At 32.3% G+C, this 20,145-nt stretch carries 22 protein-coding genes; 13 read left to right on the top strand and 9 right to left on the bottom strand.

Features of this window, described 5'->3' with window-relative positions; translation table 11 throughout:
• Nucleotides 1–8: 8 nt before the first annotated feature.
• Entirely contained in the window at nucleotides 9–1,433 is a 1,425-nt protein-coding gene (locus JOOMADRAFT_RS18100; protein ID WP_008616000.1) for an L-serine ammonia-lyase, read from the bottom strand.
• Between the two features lie 606 nt (nucleotides 1,434–2,039).
• Nucleotides 2,040–2,648: an alpha-ketoglutarate-dependent dioxygenase AlkB family protein gene (locus tag JOOMADRAFT_RS18095; protein WP_008615999.1), complete on the bottom strand. Its 609-nt coding sequence runs from the start codon at nucleotides 2,646–2,648 to the stop codon at nucleotides 2,040–2,042.
• 328 nt (nucleotides 2,649–2,976) lie between these two features.
• Here JOOMADRAFT_RS18095 and uvrB point away from each other — a divergent pair, with 328 nt between their 5' ends.
• The 4 genes from uvrB (at nucleotide 2,977) to JOOMADRAFT_RS18075 (ending at nucleotide 6,192) form a co-directional block, all read left to right on the top strand.
• On the top strand, nucleotides 2,977–4,968 hold the full coding sequence (gene uvrB, locus JOOMADRAFT_RS18090) for an excinuclease ABC subunit UvrB (RefSeq protein WP_008615998.1): 1,992 nt from the start codon (nucleotides 2,977–2,979) through the stop codon (nucleotides 4,966–4,968).
• 265 nt (nucleotides 4,969–5,233) lie between these two features.
• Nucleotides 5,234–5,476, top strand: a complete 243-nt coding sequence (locus tag JOOMADRAFT_RS18085) for a hypothetical protein (RefSeq protein WP_008615997.1) — start codon at nucleotides 5,234–5,236, stop codon at nucleotides 5,474–5,476.
• Nucleotides 5,458–5,772 (top strand): type II toxin-antitoxin system RelE/ParE family toxin, encoded by a 315-nt coding sequence (locus JOOMADRAFT_RS18080; RefSeq protein ID WP_008615996.1) that lies wholly within the window; start codon nucleotides 5,458–5,460, stop codon nucleotides 5,770–5,772. The genes JOOMADRAFT_RS18085 and JOOMADRAFT_RS18080 overlap by 19 nt, the downstream gene beginning before the upstream one ends.
• Before the next feature lie 27 nt (nucleotides 5,773–5,799).
• Complete coding sequence (locus JOOMADRAFT_RS18075) at nucleotides 5,800–6,192, top strand: hypothetical protein (RefSeq protein WP_008615995.1); 393 nt, start codon at nucleotides 5,800–5,802, stop codon at nucleotides 6,190–6,192.
• Between the two features lie 85 nt (nucleotides 6,193–6,277).
• On the opposite strand, the gene JOOMADRAFT_RS18070 is transcribed toward JOOMADRAFT_RS18075, so the two are convergent.
• Nucleotides 6,278–7,165, bottom strand: coding sequence for a hypothetical protein (locus tag JOOMADRAFT_RS18070; protein WP_008615994.1), 888 nt, complete (start codon nucleotides 7,163–7,165; stop codon nucleotides 6,278–6,280).
• A 309-nt stretch (nucleotides 7,166–7,474) separates the two neighbouring features.
• On the opposite strand from JOOMADRAFT_RS18070, the gene JOOMADRAFT_RS18065 reads away from it, so the two are divergent.
• Genes JOOMADRAFT_RS18065 through JOOMADRAFT_RS18055 form a run of 3 tightly spaced genes read left to right on the top strand, consistent with a single transcriptional unit; the run spans nucleotide 7,475 to nucleotide 8,565 of the window.
• A complete protein-coding gene (locus JOOMADRAFT_RS18065) occupies nucleotides 7,475–8,029 on the top strand; it encodes an RNA polymerase sigma factor (protein ID WP_008615993.1) in 555 nt (184 codons plus the stop codon).
• 4 nt (nucleotides 8,030–8,033) lie between these two features.
• Nucleotides 8,034–8,345 carry a hypothetical protein gene (locus JOOMADRAFT_RS18060; protein WP_008615992.1) on the top strand — a complete coding sequence of 104 codons (312 nt, stop codon included), beginning with the start codon at nucleotides 8,034–8,036 and terminating at the stop codon, nucleotides 8,343–8,345.
• Nucleotides 8,332–8,565 (top strand): hypothetical protein, encoded by a 234-nt coding sequence (locus JOOMADRAFT_RS18055; protein WP_008615991.1) that lies wholly within the window; start codon nucleotides 8,332–8,334, stop codon nucleotides 8,563–8,565. The genes JOOMADRAFT_RS18060 and JOOMADRAFT_RS18055 overlap by 14 nt, the downstream gene beginning before the upstream one ends.
• A 104-nt stretch (nucleotides 8,566–8,669) precedes the next feature.
• Here JOOMADRAFT_RS18055 and JOOMADRAFT_RS18050 read toward each other — a convergent pair whose 3' ends face one another.
• Complete coding sequence (locus tag JOOMADRAFT_RS18050) at nucleotides 8,670–9,101, bottom strand: Hsp20/alpha crystallin family protein (protein ID WP_008615990.1); 432 nt, start codon at nucleotides 9,099–9,101, stop codon at nucleotides 8,670–8,672.
• Between the two features lie 217 nt (nucleotides 9,102–9,318).
• Here JOOMADRAFT_RS18050 and JOOMADRAFT_RS18045 point away from each other — a divergent pair, with 217 nt between their 5' ends.
• On the top strand, nucleotides 9,319–10,617 hold the full coding sequence (locus JOOMADRAFT_RS18045) for a DUF2254 domain-containing protein (protein WP_008615989.1): 1,299 nt from the start codon (nucleotides 9,319–9,321) through the stop codon (nucleotides 10,615–10,617).
• On the opposite strand, the gene JOOMADRAFT_RS18040 is transcribed toward JOOMADRAFT_RS18045, so the two are convergent.
• Complete coding sequence (locus JOOMADRAFT_RS18040) at nucleotides 10,614–11,018, bottom strand: hypothetical protein (protein ID WP_008615988.1); 405 nt, start codon at nucleotides 11,016–11,018, stop codon at nucleotides 10,614–10,616. The two genes, JOOMADRAFT_RS18045 and JOOMADRAFT_RS18040, sit on opposite strands and share 4 nt — an antisense overlap.
• A 171-nt stretch (nucleotides 11,019–11,189) precedes the next feature.
• On the opposite strand from JOOMADRAFT_RS18040, the gene JOOMADRAFT_RS18035 reads away from it, so the two are divergent.
• Together JOOMADRAFT_RS18035 and JOOMADRAFT_RS18030 are read left to right on the top strand one after the other, a co-directional pair.
• Entirely contained in the window at nucleotides 11,190–11,876 is a 687-nt protein-coding gene (locus tag JOOMADRAFT_RS18035) for a phosphoadenylyl-sulfate reductase (RefSeq protein WP_008615987.1), read from the top strand.
• Nucleotides 11,877–12,061: 185 nt separating this feature from the next.
• Nucleotides 12,062–12,247 (top strand): CsbD family protein, encoded by a 186-nt coding sequence (locus JOOMADRAFT_RS18030; protein ID WP_008615985.1) that lies wholly within the window; start codon nucleotides 12,062–12,064, stop codon nucleotides 12,245–12,247.
• Nucleotides 12,248–12,363: 116 nt separating this feature from the next.
• On the opposite strand, the gene mtaB is transcribed toward JOOMADRAFT_RS18030, so the two are convergent.
• The 4 genes from mtaB to JOOMADRAFT_RS18010 all read right to left on the bottom strand — a co-directional run bounded on the left by mtaB (nucleotide 12,364) and on the right by JOOMADRAFT_RS18010 (nucleotide 16,487).
• Nucleotides 12,364–13,698 (bottom strand): tRNA (N(6)-L-threonylcarbamoyladenosine(37)-C(2))-methylthiotransferase MtaB, encoded by a 1,335-nt coding sequence (gene mtaB / locus JOOMADRAFT_RS18025; RefSeq protein WP_008615983.1) that lies wholly within the window; start codon nucleotides 13,696–13,698, stop codon nucleotides 12,364–12,366.
• Between the two features lie 330 nt (nucleotides 13,699–14,028).
• Nucleotides 14,029–15,204 (bottom strand): GlmU family protein, encoded by a 1,176-nt coding sequence (locus JOOMADRAFT_RS18020; RefSeq protein ID WP_008615981.1) that lies wholly within the window; start codon nucleotides 15,202–15,204, stop codon nucleotides 14,029–14,031.
• Nucleotides 15,205–15,226: 22 nt separating this feature from the next.
• Entirely contained in the window at nucleotides 15,227–16,084 is an 858-nt protein-coding gene (locus tag JOOMADRAFT_RS18015; RefSeq protein WP_008615980.1) for a hypothetical protein, read from the bottom strand.
• 151 nt (nucleotides 16,085–16,235) lie between these two features.
• Entirely contained in the window at nucleotides 16,236–16,487 is a 252-nt protein-coding gene (locus JOOMADRAFT_RS18010; RefSeq protein ID WP_008615979.1) for a type B 50S ribosomal protein L31, read from the bottom strand.
• Between the two features lie 172 nt (nucleotides 16,488–16,659).
• Between JOOMADRAFT_RS18010 and JOOMADRAFT_RS18005 the strand changes: the two genes are divergently transcribed.
• From JOOMADRAFT_RS18005 to JOOMADRAFT_RS17995, 3 genes are read left to right on the top strand one after another with little or no spacing between them, the layout of a single operon-like run.
• Nucleotides 16,660–17,181 (top strand): DUF4199 domain-containing protein, encoded by a 522-nt coding sequence (locus tag JOOMADRAFT_RS18005; protein ID WP_008615978.1) that lies wholly within the window; start codon nucleotides 16,660–16,662, stop codon nucleotides 17,179–17,181.
• 38 nt (nucleotides 17,182–17,219) lie between these two features.
• On the top strand, nucleotides 17,220–18,194 hold the full coding sequence (locus JOOMADRAFT_RS18000) for a glycosyltransferase family 2 protein (RefSeq protein ID WP_008615977.1): 975 nt from the start codon (nucleotides 17,220–17,222) through the stop codon (nucleotides 18,192–18,194).
• A gap of 39 nt (nucleotides 18,195–18,233) precedes the next feature.
• Nucleotides 18,234–19,952 carry a phospho-sugar mutase gene (locus JOOMADRAFT_RS17995; protein WP_008615976.1) on the top strand — a complete coding sequence of 573 codons (1,719 nt, stop codon included), beginning with the start codon at nucleotides 18,234–18,236 and terminating at the stop codon, nucleotides 19,950–19,952.
• Nucleotides 19,953–20,145: the final 193 nt, after the last annotated feature.

Here is a 20,145-nt window from a genome sequence, read left to right as displayed (position 1 = left end):
ATTAAAATCTAGCAGTCGCTTAAATTTACTCCAACAGCCAATCCTCCTTCAGAGGTTTCTTTATATTTAGAATTCATATCTTTTGCTGTTTCCCACATGGTATTTACCACTTTATCCAAAGGAACTTTTGTGTTTTTCGGGTCGGTTTCCAAAGCTAATTCTGCCGCATTAATTGCTTTTATAGCCCCCATAGAATTCCGTTCAATACAAGGTATTTGCACAAGCCCCCCAATAGGATCACACGTAAGCCCTAAATGATGCTCCATTGCTATTTCAGCAGCTATTAAAACTTGCTCTGGAGTTCCTCCTAAAAGTTCCGTAAGTGCTCCAGCAGCCATAGCCGAAGAAACTCCAATCTCTGCTTGGCAACCACCCATAGCTGCTGATATAGTAGCTCCTTTTTTGAAAATACTTCCAATCTCTCCAGCCACTAAAAGGAATTTCTTGATTTCATCAAATCCAGCATCATGATTTTCAATTACCATATAATACATTAAAACAGAAGGGATTACACCAGCACTTCCATTAGTAGGTGCTGTAACAACTCTTCCTAAAGCAGCATTCACCTCATTTACAGCAATAGCAAAACAACTCACCCATTTTAGGATTTGCCTAAATTTTACTTCTGTTAGTCTAATAGCTTCCAACCATTCTTGAGGCGAATTATACTTTATCTCTCCTATCAATTTTTTATGGGTATCAAAAGCTCTTCGTCTTACATTTAAGCCTCCAGGTAAATTTCCTTCTGTATGGCAACCCGTATACATACACTCAAGCATGGTATCCCAAATACGGTGCAATTCTCTATCTATTTCTTCCTCAGAACGTAAGGATCGTTCGTTTTCTAAAACAATTTCAGAAATGCTTGCGTTTTCTTGGTGACAATAATCCAACAATTCCGTTCCTTTTTGGGTTGGAAAAGGAAAGGTTTTAAGAGTTTTTAAATTCTCCTTCGCATGAATAAGCTCTTCTTTTACTACAAAACCTCCTCCAATAGAATAATACGTTTCTGAAGATGTAGCGCCAGAATCTAGTCTTGCTTCAAATGTGAGTCCGTTTGCATGAAATGGTAAAAAATCTCTATGAAAAACAATTCCTTCTTTAAAATTAAAATCTAATTGTCTCTCCCCATTAAAATTGATGATATGTTCCGTTTTAATAGTATTTACAATCCCATCAATAGTATCAATAGGAATATATTCTGGATCGGCTCCAGAGAGGCCAAGTAAAATAGCCAAGTCTGTAGCATGACCTTTTCCTGTTAAAGAAAGAGAACCGTAAACATGAACCTTAATAGAAGTTACTTGCTCAAACAAGCCTTCTTCTTTTAATTCAGCTATCCAACGCTCTCCAGCTCTCCACGGGCCTAAGGTATGAGAACTCGATGGTCCCACGCCTATTTTCAACATATCGAAAACACTAATACACTCCATTTACGCAATCGTTAAAGATTGGTGGCAAATATACATTTTGTTAGGAAAGAATAAAGAATTTCTTATAAAGTTATATTTCGGTTGATAGTTGATGGTTATTTGTTAAATGTAAGAAAGTTTGTGAAGCTGGAAGCAAAAAAGGAGACAAGAGACAAGAGACAAGAAATGCAGTGTTCAGTTCAGTAGGCGTACATTTTCAATCAAGAGTCAGGAATCAAGAGACAAGAAAAAATGCAAAAAAAGACAAGAATAGAGAGAAGAGAATATAGATTTTGCATCTAACTCTTTTTCGAATTTGTAGTTAACCATAAACTAAAAAACTGCTGCTTATTGAAAGAAGTCGGAAGACGGAAGTCGGAAGCAAAAAAGGAGACAAGAGACAAGAAAAAAAGCAAAAAAAATGACAAGAATAGAGAGAAGAGAATATAGATTTTGCATTCTAACTCTTTTCGAATTTGTAGTTAACCATAAACTGAAAAACTGCATACTGTAACTGCCAGCTGAACACTCCCGTCTTCGGTCTTCGGTCTTCCGACCTTTTTACTCACATTTCCAAATCTTCAAATTGACACATTTTTCAACTTTGAACCTTTGAACCTCTAAAAATTAACACTCAATAGTTCTAAAAGTAAGATTAATTCTAGGCTTTAAAGTCTGTTTGGTAGGTGGGAGTCGGTGTAACCAATGCGTTTGTGTAAGTCCTTTCATTTCTAAAAGACTCCCATTTTCAAGAATTATATCTATTTTTTCTTTGGTTGATTTATGTTTAAAAGAAAATTTCCTTACCGCTCCAAAACTCAAGGAACCAATCGCTCCATTTGTTTTAAGTGCTGTTTCTCCATCACTATGCCAAGCCATTCCTTCACTCCCATCATGATACAAATTTAGTAAGCAAGAGTTAAAAGTCTCTCCCGTAACTTCTTCTGTTTTTTTCTTTAATTCTAATAATACTTTTGTCCACGGAAGTGCAGATTTAGTTGTTTTAGAATACGTATACTGAAAAGGCTCATCTCCATACCAAGCTACTTTTCGTTTTGTTATTATTCTTTTCCCGAAGATGATAGCTTCATCATTTTTCCAATGGATATTATTGAATAACTCTTCATAAAAAGCTATCGCCTCTTTATTATTAAATATTTTTCCGTAGTAATAAACCTCTCCATCTTTGTTTAAAATATTACGTTGACTTTGAGGTGTTGCATCAAATAAATCCATTTATTTTCATGTAAAAAACTTACTTATATACAAAGATGAATAAATTATCCTAAGCAAGAAAACTACGCTTAAAAAACCAAACATAATCCATCCTTCAGATTATTATTAGAATTAAAAGTATAGAGATCTGTAATAGTTTATAAAGGAAAGTATAATGTTTCCCTATTAAAAATAGAAAGTAGATTTACTGAAATAATTTCATAACTCTTACCATATAATCTTTACCCTATTTTCTTTCAGCAAAGCGGTCTTACACCTCAAGATGTTATAAATAAATTTTCACAAAACATAAACAACATGCTACCATATTGTTTGTTAAATTTGTAAGATGCGATTCACTATAAAATCAGACTACAAACCAACGGGAGATCAACCAAATGCAATCAAACAGTTGGTTGAAGGAATTGATTCCGAAGAAAAATACCAAACCCTTTTAGGAGTTACAGGATCTGGAAAAACTTTTACGGTTGCCAATGTTATTGAAACGGTACAAAAACCAACCTTGGTTTTAGCGCACAATAAAACATTGGCTGCACAATTATATTCAGAATTCAAACAATTCTTCCCCGATAATGCGGTAGAATATTTTGTTTCTTATTATGATTATTATCAGCCCGAAGCCTATATTCCAGTAACTGGAACCTATATTGAAAAAGATTTATCTATAAATGATGAAATTGAAAAACTCCGATTAAGCGCTACTTCTTCCTTACTTTCTGGACGAAGAGATGTATTGGTTGTAGCTTCTGTTTCTTGCTTGTATGGTATTGGAAATCCTGTTGAATTTCAGAAAAATGTAATTTCTATTGAGAGAGATCAAGTAATTTCTCGTACTAAACTTTTACACCGACTAGTACAAAGTTTATACGCACGTACTACTGCAGAATTTACTCATGGAAGTTTTAGAGTAAAAGGAGATGTTGTAGATGTGTATCCTAGTTATGCTGATGATGCTTTTAGAATTCATTTTTTTGGTGATGAAATTGAAGAAATTGAAGCTTTTGATCCGAACACAAACAAGGTTTTAGAAAAATACGACCGACTCAATATCTACCCTGCAAATATGTTTGTTACCTCGCCAGATGTGCTACAAAATGCTATCCATCAAATTCAAGATGATATGGTAAAGCAAGTGGATTATTTTAAAGAAGTAGGGAAACCTTTGGAAGCAAAACGTTTGGAAGAACGTACTAATTTTGACTTAGAAATGATTCGCGAATTAGGGTATTGCAGCGGTATTGAAAACTACTCTCGTTACCTAGATGGAAGACAACCAGGAACTCGCCCTTTCTGTCTATTAGATTATTTTCCAGATGATTACTTAATGGTTGTAGATGAAAGTCATGTTACCATTCCTCAAGTACATGCCATGTATGGCGGCGATAGAAGTAGGAAAGAAAACTTAGTAGAATACGGATTTAGGCTACCCGCAGCAATGGACAATAGACCCTTAAAATTTGAAGAATTTGAGGCATTACAGAACCAAGTTTTATATGTTAGCGCAACGCCAGCAGATTATGAATTGCAACTAAGCGATGGAGTCTATGTAGAGCAAGTAATTAGGCCAACAGGCTTATTAGACCCTGTTATTGAAGTTCGTCCAAGCGAAAATCAGATTGACGATTTAGTAGAAGAAATCCAGCAACGAGTGGAAAAAGATGAACGTATTTTGGTTACGACTCTTACCAAAAGAATGGCCGAAGAGCTTACAAAATATTTAAGTCGGATTCAAATTCGTTGTCGTTATATCCACAGTGATGTAGACACCTTAGAGCGGGTAGAAATTATGCAAGATTTACGAAAGGGAATTTTTGATGTCCTTATTGGTGTAAATCTTTTAAGAGAAGGACTTGATTTACCAGAAGTTTCTCTTGTTGCTATTTTAGATGCTGATAAAGAAGGTTTTTTACGTAGTGCACGTTCATTAACGCAAACAGTAGGGAGAGCTGCTCGAAATTTAAATGGTAAAGCTATTATGTATGCTGATAAAATAACGACGAGTATGCAAAAAACTATAGACGAGACCACCTACCGTAGAGAAAAACAAATAAATTATAACACCAAACACAATCTTGTTCCTACAGCACTTAAGAAAAACCTTGATAGTGCCTTAGGAAAAAACTCAATCTCCACTTATCAACTAGAAAAAGAAGCTGCAAGACAAGCTGCAGAACCTGAATTAGATTACTTACCAAAAGAAAAAATCGAAAAGATTATTCGAGATAAACGTAAATCTATGGAAAAAGCAGCCAAAGAACTCGATTTTATGGAAGCTGCAAAATTACGAGACGAAATAAAAAGCTTGCAAGAACGTATTTAAATTAGAATAATGCCGAAACAATTTATTACAAATAAACTAAAGAAGACTATATCAAGAATTGGAATGTAATTTAGAATACTGAAAAAGGCAAAGAGCAAATAAAAAAATAACATTACTCAATAAATACGGTTATAGTTTATTGCTAGCTTCGGTTTACGACGTAAAATCCTCGCAGATTCTCAAGTAGCAAACCGAAAACAAGTACAATAGATGGCATTAGGAAAAACATGTAAATTTTCGGATATTTAAAACAAATTATGATACTATGGCAACAGTAGATACTATAAGAAACGGATTGATAGATAAAATACTATCCATTAAAGATAAAGATTTTTTAGTTGCTCTTGACAAATTAATCGCTTCCAGTTCTTGCGAATCAGAAATGATAGAATTGACTAAAGAACAAAAAGCAATTTTGGAAATGAGCGAACAAGATATTACAAATGGAGAACTGATTTCTCAGGAAGCAATGGAGAAAAGAAATATAGAATGGCTAAACGCAATATAATTTGGACACGAACTGCTGACATTCAGTTTGTAGGAATTCTAGAATATTGGGTTAAGAGAAATAAATCCAACACTTATTCAAAAAAACTAGTAAAGCTAGTCTCCGATCGAACAAAGCAAATTGCAGATGAACCTCTTATTTATAAAGCAACTGATTTTAAAGACATAAGAGTTACTTCGGTAGGAAATTTCAGTATTTATTATAAAGTTAAATCCAAAGAAATTATAATCACAGCTTTTTGGGATAATAGACAAAACCTGAAAGAACTATTGGAAATATTGAATCATAAAAAATAACGTTGCCAATAACAATAAACTATATAAATGCCGAAACAATTTATTATCAATGGGGACAAAATTCATGATATTCCTTCTTTTTACAAAGAGATAAATCGGTTATTTATGAGCGCTGAAAACTGGAAAATTTCTGAAAGTTTAGATGCTTTAAACGATTTGTTTTATGGTGGTTTTGGCGCATTAAAGTCCGTTGAAAAATTTGATTTGATTTGGAAGAATATCAGTAAAAATAAATCTGATTTAGGAATAGAAGCTACATTAAATTTTTATAAAAAGAAACTCGAAGAACCTGCTGTATTTAATATTGATTTCATTAAAAAAAAGATAACCGCATTAGAGCAAGGGACTGGTCAAACCTACTTTGAAATTATAATGGAAATCATTAAAAATCATCCAAGAATTAATTTAATCGAAGTATGATTTTTAAAGTTATGGAAACGTCTTAACTATTTAAATCAATAATATAATAAAATACTAATAATCAATACTTTACACGGTTTAAATACTATTTATTAATTCCAAGAATCCTATCTTTGAATTCTTTATTTACCGCTACATAATCTACCACATGGTCTGTATTGAACTCCATTTTTTCATTTTTGCCTCTTTTTGCTTTTTTATTAATGATAGATAAGTAACAATCATTATGTCTAGAAGTGTATAATATGAAAATACTATGGCTTCTTTGGGGATTTATTTGTAATGATATAGTCTCTAAAACTTCAAGATTTGACTCTTCAATTTTAGCTACAGTTTTTTTATCATTTACAATATAATCGAAGGGCTTTAACTTTAGTTCTTTATACCAACAATTCTCTCTTTCACAAAACGGTTTTCTATATTTATTTATTGTCATTAAGCAAACCACTAAAACTATAAGAAACTCAATAAACCATACAATATATAAAAAAGTTCCGTTAACACTATTACTAGAACTTCCCCCAACAGACCAAGTACCGGTTTTAGTGATTTCGCTAATTATACTAAATAAAATCTCTGGATTGCTCAATAGAAATAATAATTGAGAATAATTAATATTACTTACAGTTATACCTAATCGAGAGGTTCCATAACTTTCTCCAGCATTTACAACAAGATCGACCCAAATAAGCCAGTGAAAATATAACGCAATACATGATCCAATAAAACCAAAAATAATAGACAACCAAAAATTTCTAACTTTACCTATACCAATTACAAACTTATCTATTGAATAACCTATTGCGAATCCAAAAAGAATTGTAATAATAAAATTAATATAAACAAAAGGTATATACCATATACAATAAGCGTAAATAAAGCCAAGAAGCGGAAATATTGTTATCGATATTAATAAAAAATATAAAATAGAGCCATAAGAAAATGCTCCAGATGGAGAGTAATACTTTACCATACTATATAAATGTAGGATTAATAAAACGCAATTAAATATAGCAAATAATTCTTATACTTAATCTAAAAACAGTGAATCCTCCCATTGTCCCAATTTGTTAAATGTTATGACGAATCAATATCTCGGACTTGCCTACGCAATAATTAAACGAAACTAATTTAACTCATCTAAACAGAGACCTTCAATATAGTCACAAAAGAAGTTTTAGGGACTTATCACTATAAATTGAATAAAATTCAATAAAAAACGAAAATGGTTAAAATATTTTCCTTTCTCATCCGACTATATAGTATAACGCATCCCAACTAAATGAATCAAAAGGAAAAAAATAGTTTTATAAAGCGAGTATCTGTTTCCGAAGAAGGGAAACTGATTTACTTTCTAAAACAATGGATTCCTAATAGAGAGGATGCAAAAGATATTGTACAAGATGTGTTTTACAATTTGATACTTGGTTTTGAAGAAATAAAAGATCTGGACAAAATTACATCGTGGCTATACAGCACCGCTAGATTTAAAGCTATTGATTTTATTAGGAAAAAGAAACCAACTAACGCCTCAGATTTGACTAGAAAAGAAGATGATGATAATGAAATCTTTGAATGGATACAAGAACACACCCCTCCCGACCAAGAAACAGAATTATGGAAAGAAGAAGTTTCCAAAGTTCTTGAAAATACCTTAGAGAAACTCCCCCAAGAACAACGAGATGCTTTTGTGCTCTATGAACTAGAAGGGTTTCCAATTGCACAAATAGCTGAATTAAAACAAACATCGGTCAATACCATTTTATCGAGAAAGCGCTACGCCGTTTCCCGTTTAAAAATAGCATTACAAGAATTATACAACGAATTAAACGATTAAGGATATGAAAGGATTAAAAATTATTGGATTTATATTTTTTAAAGTAGCCATTATTGCGCTCTATGTTTTTATAGTAATGCATTTATGGAATTGGCTTATGCCAGATATTTTTGGAATAACAACCCTCACTTTTTGGCAAACCCTAGGTGTATTATTGCTTTGCAAGCTTCTGTTTTTAGGAAGTGGCTGGGGCGGTTACAGAGGCAAATTTAAAGGAAGACGAGGTCGACCATCTAGAAAACCTTGGGAAAACGGAATTAAACAACGATTAAGAGAAAGATGTAAAAACCATAAAACCAACAATGATGAACAATAGAAGCACATTAGAAATATTAGTCTTTGCCACTAATATACATTCTACCGAGCAAATAAACCGTGTACTAGAAAAGCTATTAATCCACCCTGGAATTAAACAGGCAAATTTTGACCTTGAAGATATTGACAAGATTTTAAGAGTTGTTTCTTGTGGTATTACCGAAAAGGAAGTTGAAGAAATATTACAAACTCTAAACATACAATGCTTAGCACTTGTATAGACAGACTTACATATAAAACCCTAACTAAAACACATAAATGCCCCGAATTTATCGGGGCATTCCTTAATTAACTAACTAACTTAAACATTATGAAAAACTAATCCTTACGCAATATCTATAAGCCTTTTTGGTTTTGGCAAGGCCTCATCTTTTTTAGGCAATGTTAATGTTAACACTCCCGCTTCGTAAGTAGCATTTATTTCATCACTATTTACTGTTTTTGGCAATGTAAAGAGTCTTTTAAATGAAGAAAAACTAAACTCTTTTCTACTATACATTTCAGTTTTATCTTCAGATTCTTTTTCTGTTTTTACTTCAGCAGAAACAGTTAATACCTCTTTATCTACCTCTATTTTAAAATCTTCTTTTTTAAATCCAGGAACAGCAAGCGCTAACGAAAACCCTTTATCGTTTTCTAAAATATTTACTGCTGGAACAAAAGATTTTTTGTTCTCCATTCCCCCAAACCAATCTGGATTTAATACCTCATCAAAAAAAGTTGGGAACATTACGTTGTTTCTTTTTACTAAACTCATAATTCTATATTTTTTAATTAAACTGTAATTTTTAATAATCGTTTGATAGCCTTAAAACAATTTCAATTCCAAGTTTAATTAAATGTCAAAATGTCTTGTTTGCTTAGTTTAACAATGACAAAATGTCCTTTTTGAATTTTTTTAATGTGCTATTTCAATAAAAATAACTGTCATCTGCCTTTAAAACCATATTTTTAAATGAAGAAAAACATGATTAATGAAGCAACTATTTAGAAAATTAAGAACCTTTCTTAATACCATTGAAAGTCAGATTGCCTTTTATCCTACAATTATTGCCATTTGCGGTTGCTTATTCGCTTTTATATTAATTTATTTAGAGAGTCTAGGAATTTCAAGGTATTTAAGAGAAAACCTACCAATGCTAGTATTGGACAATGAAGAAACCGCCCGCTCTTTATTAAGTGTTTTTATTGGCGGATTAATTTCTCTTATGGTTTTTAGTTTTTCTATGGTAATGGTATTACTCAATCAAGCATCTAGCAATTTTTCTCCTAGAATATTACCAGGACTTATTTCCAACCGTAAACATCAACTAGTTTTAGGCGTTTTTTTAGCTACTCTCCTCTATTGTATTTTTATTTTAGTATCTATAGCTCCAACAACAGACAAAGATAAAATACCCGGTTTTTCAGTATTGATAAGCATTATATTAACTGTTTTCTGTCTCGCAGCTTTTGTATATTTTATCCATTCTATCTCCCAATCAATTCAAATAAACAATATTTTAGAAGGGATTTTTAATACTTCAAAAGTCAGACTTATGGATATTATTAAAAATCAGGAATTAAATAAAAATAAGTTTCCAGACACCTCAAACTGGTATTCCTACAACTCCAATAGATCTGGATACTTCCAAAATACTTCTATTGATGCGCTCCTTAAAATTTCTCAAAAAAAGGAGTCTAAACTTAAAATTTTAGTTGCCAAAGGAAATTTTGTATTGCATGGAGTTCCTTTATTTTCTTCTGAAAAAGAATTAGATGAAGAAACTATAAACGACATTCTAAGCACTTTTATTTTTGGCAAAGGAGAACTTATTGAAAACAACTATGTCTTAGCATTTAAACAAATTACAGAAATTACCGTCAAAGCTATGTCTCCAGGTATTAATGACCCTGGAACTGCCTTGAATGCTATAGATTATTTAACAGAGCTCCTTGCCATTAGAATGAAAAAGGAGGACGTAAGCATTCATTTTATTGAAGACGAAGCACTTATTTATCAAACCTCCATAAGTTTTGAAGAATTACTTTACAATATAATGGCTTCTATTAGATTGTATTGCAAACACGACATTATTATTATTCAGAAACTAATGGTTATGTTTAGATTTTTACATTTCCAAGAATGCATTGATAACACCTATAAAAAAGTAATTTTAGAGGAAGTTAAAACTTTAATTAATGATGCTGAAAACAACCTAACTAGCAATAGAGATAAAGAAGCATTGAGCAAACAATTAAATTTTTTCAACATAAAAATGAAAAACACCTAATTGTAATAAGTCTTAAAAATATCCACCAGAACCTTAGGAGGAACTACCCGATTTGGATAATTATCCATAACTCCTAAAACCCTGTCTATTGCAAAAGGACTAAGTCCCATTCGGATTCCAAACTCTTTTAAACGCTGTATCTCATTAGGATGGTTTTCCTTATCTATATTCATTAACAAAACCAGCCTATGGAATTGTAAAATCCGTTCAGATTCTGGTGATGGCGGAATGTAGCGAGTGTTTTTTGTTTTAAAAAGCGCATCCAAATCGTCTTTCTCTACTTCCATATGTTTGGCAATAGTGTAAATAAAATTATACTCCTGTTCATTTACCGTATGATCCGCTTGAATTAAGGCTATCATTTCTGAAAGCAAGCTAAGTTTTTGTTCTTTTTCACTCATAAAAATGGGGCAATTTTGAGTTTATAATGACAACTAAAATATGGAATTTTTAATATAAATCTTAAAATCTCCTTAATTTTCATCAAGAAATCCCCTCCTTTTTCAAAAGAAAAAATTAAAAAGACTATCTTGCGCCATTAAACTAATAGTCTATCGAATAAATAGATTTTTATGATTCAAACTGAAAAGAGATTATATACTGACGAAGAAATTCAGCAGTTAAACAAAAAATACAAGCCGCTAACTATTCACGAAAGAGTTGCGGAACTATATAACGATTTTGATGAAGCCGAAATCATGCTTACCAGTTCTTTTGCTTCTACTTCCGCTTTTTTACTACATCTTTTTTCTGAAGTAAATAAAAAACAAAAAGTTTATTTTATCGATACTGGATATCATTTTCCAGAAACTTTAGACTACAAAACTAAACTAACACAGCTTTACGGATTAAACGTAGCTTCTATTAGTGCATTAAAAGACGAGTATGAATTTACTGTTCAAGACGAAACTTACAGAAAGAATCCTGAATTTTGCTGTAGCATCAATAAAGTAAAACCTTTAGATTTAATCAAAAAGAAATATAATGTCTGGGTTTCTGGCCTGATGGAGTGGCAAAGCGACCACAGAGCTACTTTAGATATTTTTGAAATGCGAGGGGAGATTTTAAAGTTTTATCCTTTGTTAGATATTTCAAAAGAAGAAAGAGATTTATACATTAAAGAGCACACCCTACCATTCCATCCATTAGTTGCAAAAGGATATAATTCCATTGGTTGCAAGCATTGTACTGTGCCTGGCGAAGACCGAAGCGGCAGATGGAATAATAGTCCGAAAACAGAGTGTGGACTTCATCTCTAAAACCTTATAATACATCTTCATTTTAAGACACCTTAACTTTTCTTTCTAAAAAATAACATTTATTATGATAAGCTTAGGAAGGATTTGTAACATTTTCAATGATTAAAACAAGATCTTTAGTAAACTCCCTTAAGGCATGTTTGCAGAGGGATTAAAGAAAACTATTAATCATTAAAAAAATTATTATGAATACTGAAGAATTAAAAGGAAAGTGGAATCAAGTTAAAGGAAAAGTAAAACAAAAATACGGGGATTTAACTGACGACGATTTAACGGTTGCTGAAGGTAAATTTGATGAAATGCTAGGACGAGTTCAAGAAAAAACAGGAAAAACCAAAGAAGAACTTAGAGAAGAATTCGAAAATTTATAGAATTTTAAAAAGTGGCTGCCTAAAATGCAACTTAGATGCATTTTAGGCAGCCACTTTTTATTTATCTTTTCAATAAAAAAACTTTTTTACAGAATATACAGCATTATCCATCAGACTTACCTCACCAACATCTCATTTGCTACAAATTCAAATCTCACCAAACCATCATCATCAATTTTATCAAGCTTTACCGTTTGTAATGTATTTACTAATGCTGGATCCCAAGGAGCTTTCACTTTTACATAATTCTCTGTAAATCCATGGATATATCCTTCTTTATTTTCTCCTTCAAATAATACGGTTCTTTGCGTATTTAACTGACTCTCATAAAAAGCCCGTCTTTTCTTTGCAGACAACCCTCTAAGCATTTTACTGCGTTTAGCACGAACTTTACCAGGAACCACCCCTTCCATTTCTGCCGCCACTGTATTATCTCTTTCAGAATAAGTAAATACATGCAGATAAGAAATATCTAATTCATTTAAAAAATTATAAGTTTCAAGAAAATGTTCATCTGTTTCTCCAGGAAAACCAACAATTACATCCACCCCAATACAAGCGTGAGGCATTGTTTTTTTTATCTGACTCACCCTATCAACATAAAGCTCACGCTGATACCTTCTACGCATTAACCCTAAAATATGATTACTTCCGCTTTGTAATGGAATATGAAAATGAGGAACAAAAGTTCTACTTTGAGAAACAAAATTGATGGTTTCATTTTTCAAAAGGTTAGGCTCTATAGAAGAAATACGGAGACGTTCAATCCCTTCTACTTTATCTAAAGCTGTAACGAGCTCATAAAAAGTATGTTCGTGTTTTTTATTTCCAAACTCCCCTTTTCCATAATCGCCAATATTTACTCCTGTAAGGACAATTTCTTTTATCCCTTGATCAGAAATTTCTTTAGCATTTGTCAAGACATTCTCTAAGGTATCACTTCTTGAAATCCCACGAGCTAAAGGAATAGTACAATACGTACATTTATAATCACAACCATCTTGGACTTTTAAAAAGGCACGCGTTCGATCGCCAATAGAATAACTCCCTACATAAAAATCGGCTTCTTCTATTTCACAACTATGCACTTCTCCAAAATCATTTTTAGAAAGGTCGTTTAAATAATCGGTTATTTTGAATTTTTCGGTAGCCCCTAAAACCAGATCAACACCATTTACATCAGCAAGCTCTTCTGGCTTTAATTGTGCATAACAACCTATAGCCACAACAAAAGCATCAGGATTAACTTTCTGAGATTGTTTTACAATAGATTTAAAGCGTTTATCTGCATTTTCGGTTACAGAACATGTATTGATAACATAAATATCTGCTTCTTCAGAAAAATCGACTCTATCAAACCCTTCTTCCGTAAAATTACGAGCAATAGTAGAGGTTTCTGAAAAATTCAGTTTACAACCAAGTGTATAAAATGCAACTTTCTTTCTTTCCATTAAGATAAATTTTTCACCTATTCTTCAGCTTAAAAGCGGCTACTGAAAAAAGCGTACAAATATACCAACTTATTTGGAAGTATTAAAGGATTAGCCGCTCAGTCGAATATTTTTCTCTAAAAAGAAACAATATAAATAACTGAATATTATAGTTTTGTATTAAAAATTTTAACCAAACAACTATGGACTTAAAGTCTGTTTTGCCACGAATACACAAATGATTGTAAAACCAATATATATTAGTGTATTCGTGGCATATAATAAGTTTTTAAAAGCTGAAGCGGATGTAATGAATGCATAGTTTCGACTAAATTTGAAACCAATGAATAATTACTCTTTACGCCACCTTTTTGTTATTTCAAAAACATGATTTAAAATAGCTTCCTCTTCAGCATTAAACTCATAACCCCGACGCTCCATCATTGCTTTTGCGGTAGCATATGCCTTTTTGGGCTGGTAAGTTGTAAAACCACCTGTTCCACCCCATTGAAAACTTGGAATAAAATTTCGTTGGTAACCACTTCCAAAAATATTTGTGCTTACCCCTACCACTGTTCCTGTATTAAACATTGTATTGATTCCACACTTGCTATGATCTCCCATCATAAGTCCACAAAACTGCAAACCTGTTTTTGCAAAATTTTCGGTTTCATAATTCCATAAACGCACTGGTGAATAATCATTCTTAAGATTAGAGCTATTAGTATCTGCACCAATATTACACCATTCGCCTAAAACAGAATTTCCAAGAAAACCTTCGTGCCCTTTATTAGAGTTAGCAAAAAGTACCGAATTATTTACCTCTCCTCCTATTTTACAACCAGGACCAATAGTAGTTGGTCCGTATATTTTGGCGCCCATTTTTACAATAGCATTTTCCCCAAGTGAAAATCCACCACGGATAATACTGCCTTCCATTACTAAAGAGTTTTTCCCTAAATAAATAGGCCCATTAGCAGCATTAAGCGTACAGAATTCGACAGAAACCCCTTCTTCTAAAAATATATTTTCAGCAGCAATAACATTGTTACTACTAGGAATTGGCTGACTAGCTCTATCTGAAGTTATTAAATTAAAATCGGCTTCTATAGCTTCTCCATTTTTTGAAAAAATATCCCATGTATTTTGAACTTGAATACATTCTCCCTCATATTCAATAGCCTCGTATTTAGACAAATCTACCTCTTCTTGAGCTTCTGTTGTGTAAAAAGCAATAACCTCTTCTCCTAAAAATATAGCTTGATTATTCTCTAAGTTTTTAACTAACTCGATTAAATCTTCATTTGGTAAAAAAGACGAATTAATAAGAATATTTTGTTCCATTTCTACCATTGGAAATTTTTCAGCTAAATAATCTTCTGTAATTGTAGTGGTAGTGTAACCCAAAAATCTCTCCCATTTTTCACGAATAGTAAGTATTCCTATTCTAATATCAGCAACAGGACGAGTATATGTAAAAGGCAACAAGGCGTTGCGCGAAGGACCATCAAAAAGAATATAGTTCATGGTAAATAATTTTAAAATATATTTATTTCAATTCAATTAATACAACTCCATTACTCCCATTATATCCATATATAGCAGTCGAATTGTTGTTTGGCTTTAGAATTTCAAATTTAGCAATTTGCTTGTTCGTGTATTTATTTAAATCTGAAATCTTAGCTGTTTTTTTATCTACAAGTATTAATGGAAAATTCCAATGATCGGTTTTGTCAGTAATATTTAACTCCCTTCTCATCCTCTTCCCGGCTCTATAGTAAAAATCTGTTTTGGATACGTCTTTATCTAAAAATCTATCAATCCGAATACTCGTCATTCCCCACCGATAACTCCCAGAAGATAAAGAGTTTAAAAACTCACTCTTTAAATTTCCTGTGTCAACAGTTTTATCAAGCATGCCAAGAATTTGAACAACCGTTTTACAGTTGTCACTTCTTTCTGAACTTGGCGACCAAAAACTAACTATCTTATAACTATTTTTTGTTGAAATTTCAATGAATACAAAACCCCCATCAACCCCTCTATAATCCTCATTTTCAAGATTCATTACTCTTGAAACTAACAAGGAATCCATTATATTCTTAGAAATTTGCTCTGATATTTTAAACGTCTTAAATACTAATTTTTCATTAGTAGTGTAGATTTTGTAATTAGAAAAAGTAGCGTTATTATAATTTATAGTAAAGACTTCGTGAGTTTGCCAAATCCTAATATTCAAAGAATCTGTTGATGTCCTTAAATCTTTCAAATCGAGTTCCCTTATTTTTTTTGGTAAAGTTTTAATAAAACTTTCCACTACTCGAGTTTTTGGTATATCCAACCGTTTCTGTCCAAATGTTGGATGCAAAATAAAAATCAGACCAAACAGTATCAATATCTGTTTCATATTAACAGTATGTTAGCATTCCACACAATAAAGGAATAAAGATAGTTTAATGAATGTTATTTAAAAAAGAGATTACAGTTAAAAAAAACTGTATTAAAAACAAAAAAACCTCTGAAAAAATCAGAGGTTTCTGTATACGTATAAAAGTTCTTTATTTTTTGAACTTTGAATATTTGTTTTTGAACTTATCAATACGTCCTGCCGTATCAATTAGTTTAGACTTACCAGTATAGTAAGGGTGCGATGATCTAGAAATCTCCAATTTAATCACAGGATATTCAACACCATCAACCTCTATAGTCTCTTTTGTTTCTGCTGTAGATTTAGTAATAAAAACGTCATCGTTAGACATGTCTTTAAATGCAACTAATCTATAATTTTCTGGATGTATACCTTTTCTCATCGCTATATATTTTAAACTTCACAATTTTTTCGAGGTGCAAATTTATCAATTTATTTTAGATAACCAATACTTTTTACTCAAAAATTGTAAGTATTTTTTTTATTTCTATTTTATGTAACAAATATACAAGAATATCTACTAATTTTATATAAAACTATTCAACTATAAAAAAATGGAAAACACACAACCAACAACAGGGAAATTTGCAATAAGGTTTGGTCTTATTCTTGGTGGTATTGGAATTATTTTTAGCCTAATGCTTTACTTTATGGATATGCAATATGACCAAGGAATGGGGAAACAAATAGTTTCTACTGTTTTCTTAGTCGCTATTATTGCTCTAGCAATTTTTCAATTTAAAAAAGCAAACGGAGGTTATTTAACCCTTGGTGAAGCTTTGAAAACTGGTATCGGAACTGCTCTTATAGGTGCAGTTATTACAGTTATATATCTATTATTATATGTAAATGTTATCGACCCCGATTTTAGCACGAAAATAGCAGATATAGCTAGAGCAGGAATGATTGAAAACAATCCTGAATTAACTCAAGAACAAATCGATACTGCGGTAGAAATGCAACAGAAGTTTTTCTGGGTAACCTATCCTATTATTTTCATCTTTAATATTTTTATTGGATTTATTGTTTCTTTAATAACAGGACTTATCTTGAAAAAATCTGAAAATGAAATGTAATTCATATCTTTGATTTTTATTTTAGATATAAAACATTCATGGATATATCAGTAGTTATACCACTACTCAACGAACAAGAGTCTTTAATAGAATTACACGATTGGATTGTAAAAGTTATGCAATCCAATCGTTTTTCTTATGAACTCATTTTTATAGATGATGGGAGTACAGACAATTCTTGGGAAACCATTCAAACCCTTTCTGCAAATAACAGTTCTGTAAAAGGGATTCGCTTTTTAAAGAATTTTGGGAAATCACAGGCACTACATGCTGGTTTTGAAATGGCGCAAGGCGATGTAGTTATTACAATGGACGCAGACCTTCAAGACAATCCTGAAGAAATTCCCGAACTATTCAACCTCATAAAAGATAACAATATCGACTTAGTTTCTGGATGGAAAAAAGTGCGTTATGACTCGGTTATTTCTAAGAATTTACCTTCAAAACTTTTTAATTGGGCTGCAAGAAAAACCTCCGGGGTTAAGCTTCACGATTTCAACTGCGGACTAAAAGCATACCGTAAAGCGGTAGTAAAAACAATAGATGTACACGGAGAAATGCATCGGTACATTCCTGTATTAGCAAAAAATGCAGGTTTTACTAAAATTGAAGAGAAAGTAGTAAAACACCAAGCTAGAAAATATGGAACCACAAAATTTGGAATGGAACGCTTTATAAACGGTTTCCTAGATTTAATTACCATTTGGTTTATTTCAAAATTTGGAAGACAACCCATGCATCTTTTTGGCGCATTAGGGGTTTTAATGTTTATAATTGGCTTTTGTTTTGCCATCTATTTAGGCATTGATAAGCTGTTTTTTAGTCCTTATGGAAGACTCATAACACAGCGTCCTCAATTCTATATTTCGCTTACCGCAATGATTATTGGTACGCAACTTTTTATTGCTGGTTTCTTAGGAGAGCTTATTCTTAGAACCAAAAAACAAGAGAAAAGATACAAAATACAACAGACTATTAATTTAGACAGTTTTAAGGTTGAAATAACATCATAATTTCATACCTTAAAATATATTTGAAAAAATTAGCCAAAAATGATATCAGAAGAAAATTTAAACAACGCAAAAACTTGGTTAACCAACTTCTTTGATGCGGACACAAGAAAAGAGGTTCAAAAACTTATAGATTTAAATTCTGAAGAATTAAACGAAAGTTTCTACAAAAACTTGGAGTTTGGTACTGGAGGAATGCGAGGGACTATGGGGGTTGGAACAAATCGTATTAATAAATATACTCTCGGAAAGAATACGCAAGGACTTAGTAATTATTTAAAAAAGTCGTTTCCAAATGAAGAACTAAAAGTTGTTATAGCTTATGATTGTCGCCATAACAGTGATACATTAGCCAAAGTAGTTGCCGATGTTTTTTCTGCTAACGGAATAAAAGTTTATCTTTTTTCTGAACTCCGTACCACTCCAGAATTATCATTTTCGGTAAGACACTTAGGTTGCCAATGCGGAATTGTTTTAACTGCCTCTCATAATCCCCCAGAATATAATGGTTACAAAGTATACTGGAAGGATGGCGGACAAATAGTTCCACCTGAAGACCATGAAATTATTAAAGAAATTGAAAGCCTATCTTTTGAGACTATTAATTTTAATGCTGACGAAAATAAAATTGAATACATAGACAAAGAAGTAGACGAAGCTTTTATAAACGCCTCTGTTGAAAACGGAAGTTTTGGAGCCAAAGGGAAAGATGATTTCTCTATTGTTTTTACATCACTACACGGAACTTCTATTACTGTGCTTCCTGAGGTTTTAAAACGCGCGGGATACAATAATGTGCATATTGTTGAAGAACAAAGGAAACCCGATGGTAATTTCCCTACCGTAAAATCTCCTAATCCAGAAGAGCCAGAAGCCCTTGCTATGGCCATGAAAAAGGCAGATGAATTAAATGCCGATATGGTTATTGGAACAGATCCAGACAGTGACCGATTAGGAATTGCTGTTAGAGATAACGATGGAAAAATGGTGCTTCTAAACGGAAACCAAACGATGGTTTTAATGACTCGCTTCCTTCTTGATAAATGGAAAAAAACCAATCGTATCAACGGTAACCAATACATTGCTTCTACAATTGTTTCTACTCCAATGATGAGTGCTTTAGCAAAAGGCTATCAAGTAGATTACAAAGAAGCATTAACAGGTTTTAAATGGATTGCCAAAATGATAAAAGACTTCCCTATGCAAGAATTTATTGGCGGTGGTGAAGAAAGTTTTGGATTTATGGTAGGAGATTTTGTGAGAGATAAAGATGCTGTTACCTCTTCCCTACTTGCGTGCGAAATTGCGGCAGATGCAAAAGCAAAAGGGAGTTCGTTCTATAAAGATTTATTAAAGTGTTATGAAGAGTTTGGTCTTTATAGAGAAAAATTGATTTCTCTAACCAAAAAAGGAATCTCAGGAGCGGATGAAATCAAACAAATGATGATTGATTTAAGAGAAAATCCTATAAAAGTTATTGATGGATCAAAAGTACTATACGTAGAAGACTATTTAAGTTCTATCCGTCTAAATTTATTAACTGGAGACAAAGAGGAAATAGAAATTCCTTCTTCCAATGTGTTAATCTATTATACGGAAGACGGCACTAAAATTGCTGCTAGACCGAGTGGGACTGAACCAAAAATAAAATTCTATTTCAGCACAAAAGGAACGCTCAAAAATGCTACTGACTATACTGCTGAAGTAAAAAAACTAGATAAAAAAATGGATCGTATTATCAAGGAATTAAAACTGAATTAGGCTTTAGTTAAAAACAGTGTTGATGGCTAGCGCAGCTAAAACCTTTATCCTCAGAATAGCAACCGAAAGCTCTGAGATTAGGAGTGCAGCGACACAGCGTTTCGGTTACGATTTTTAGACCCCGTTGTCGAAAAAATTTATTGGATAAGGCGTCTTTTTCTTTGTTTCGTTTCTTTTGGGCGAGCAAAAGAAA

This window comes from Galbibacter orientalis DSM 19592 (assembly GCF_000260115.1).
GTDB lineage: Bacteria > Bacteroidota > Bacteroidia > Flavobacteriales > Flavobacteriaceae > Galbibacter > Galbibacter orientalis.
Note: the sequence above shows the minus strand (reverse complement) of the source record. Positions and strands in the feature narration are given on the sequence as shown.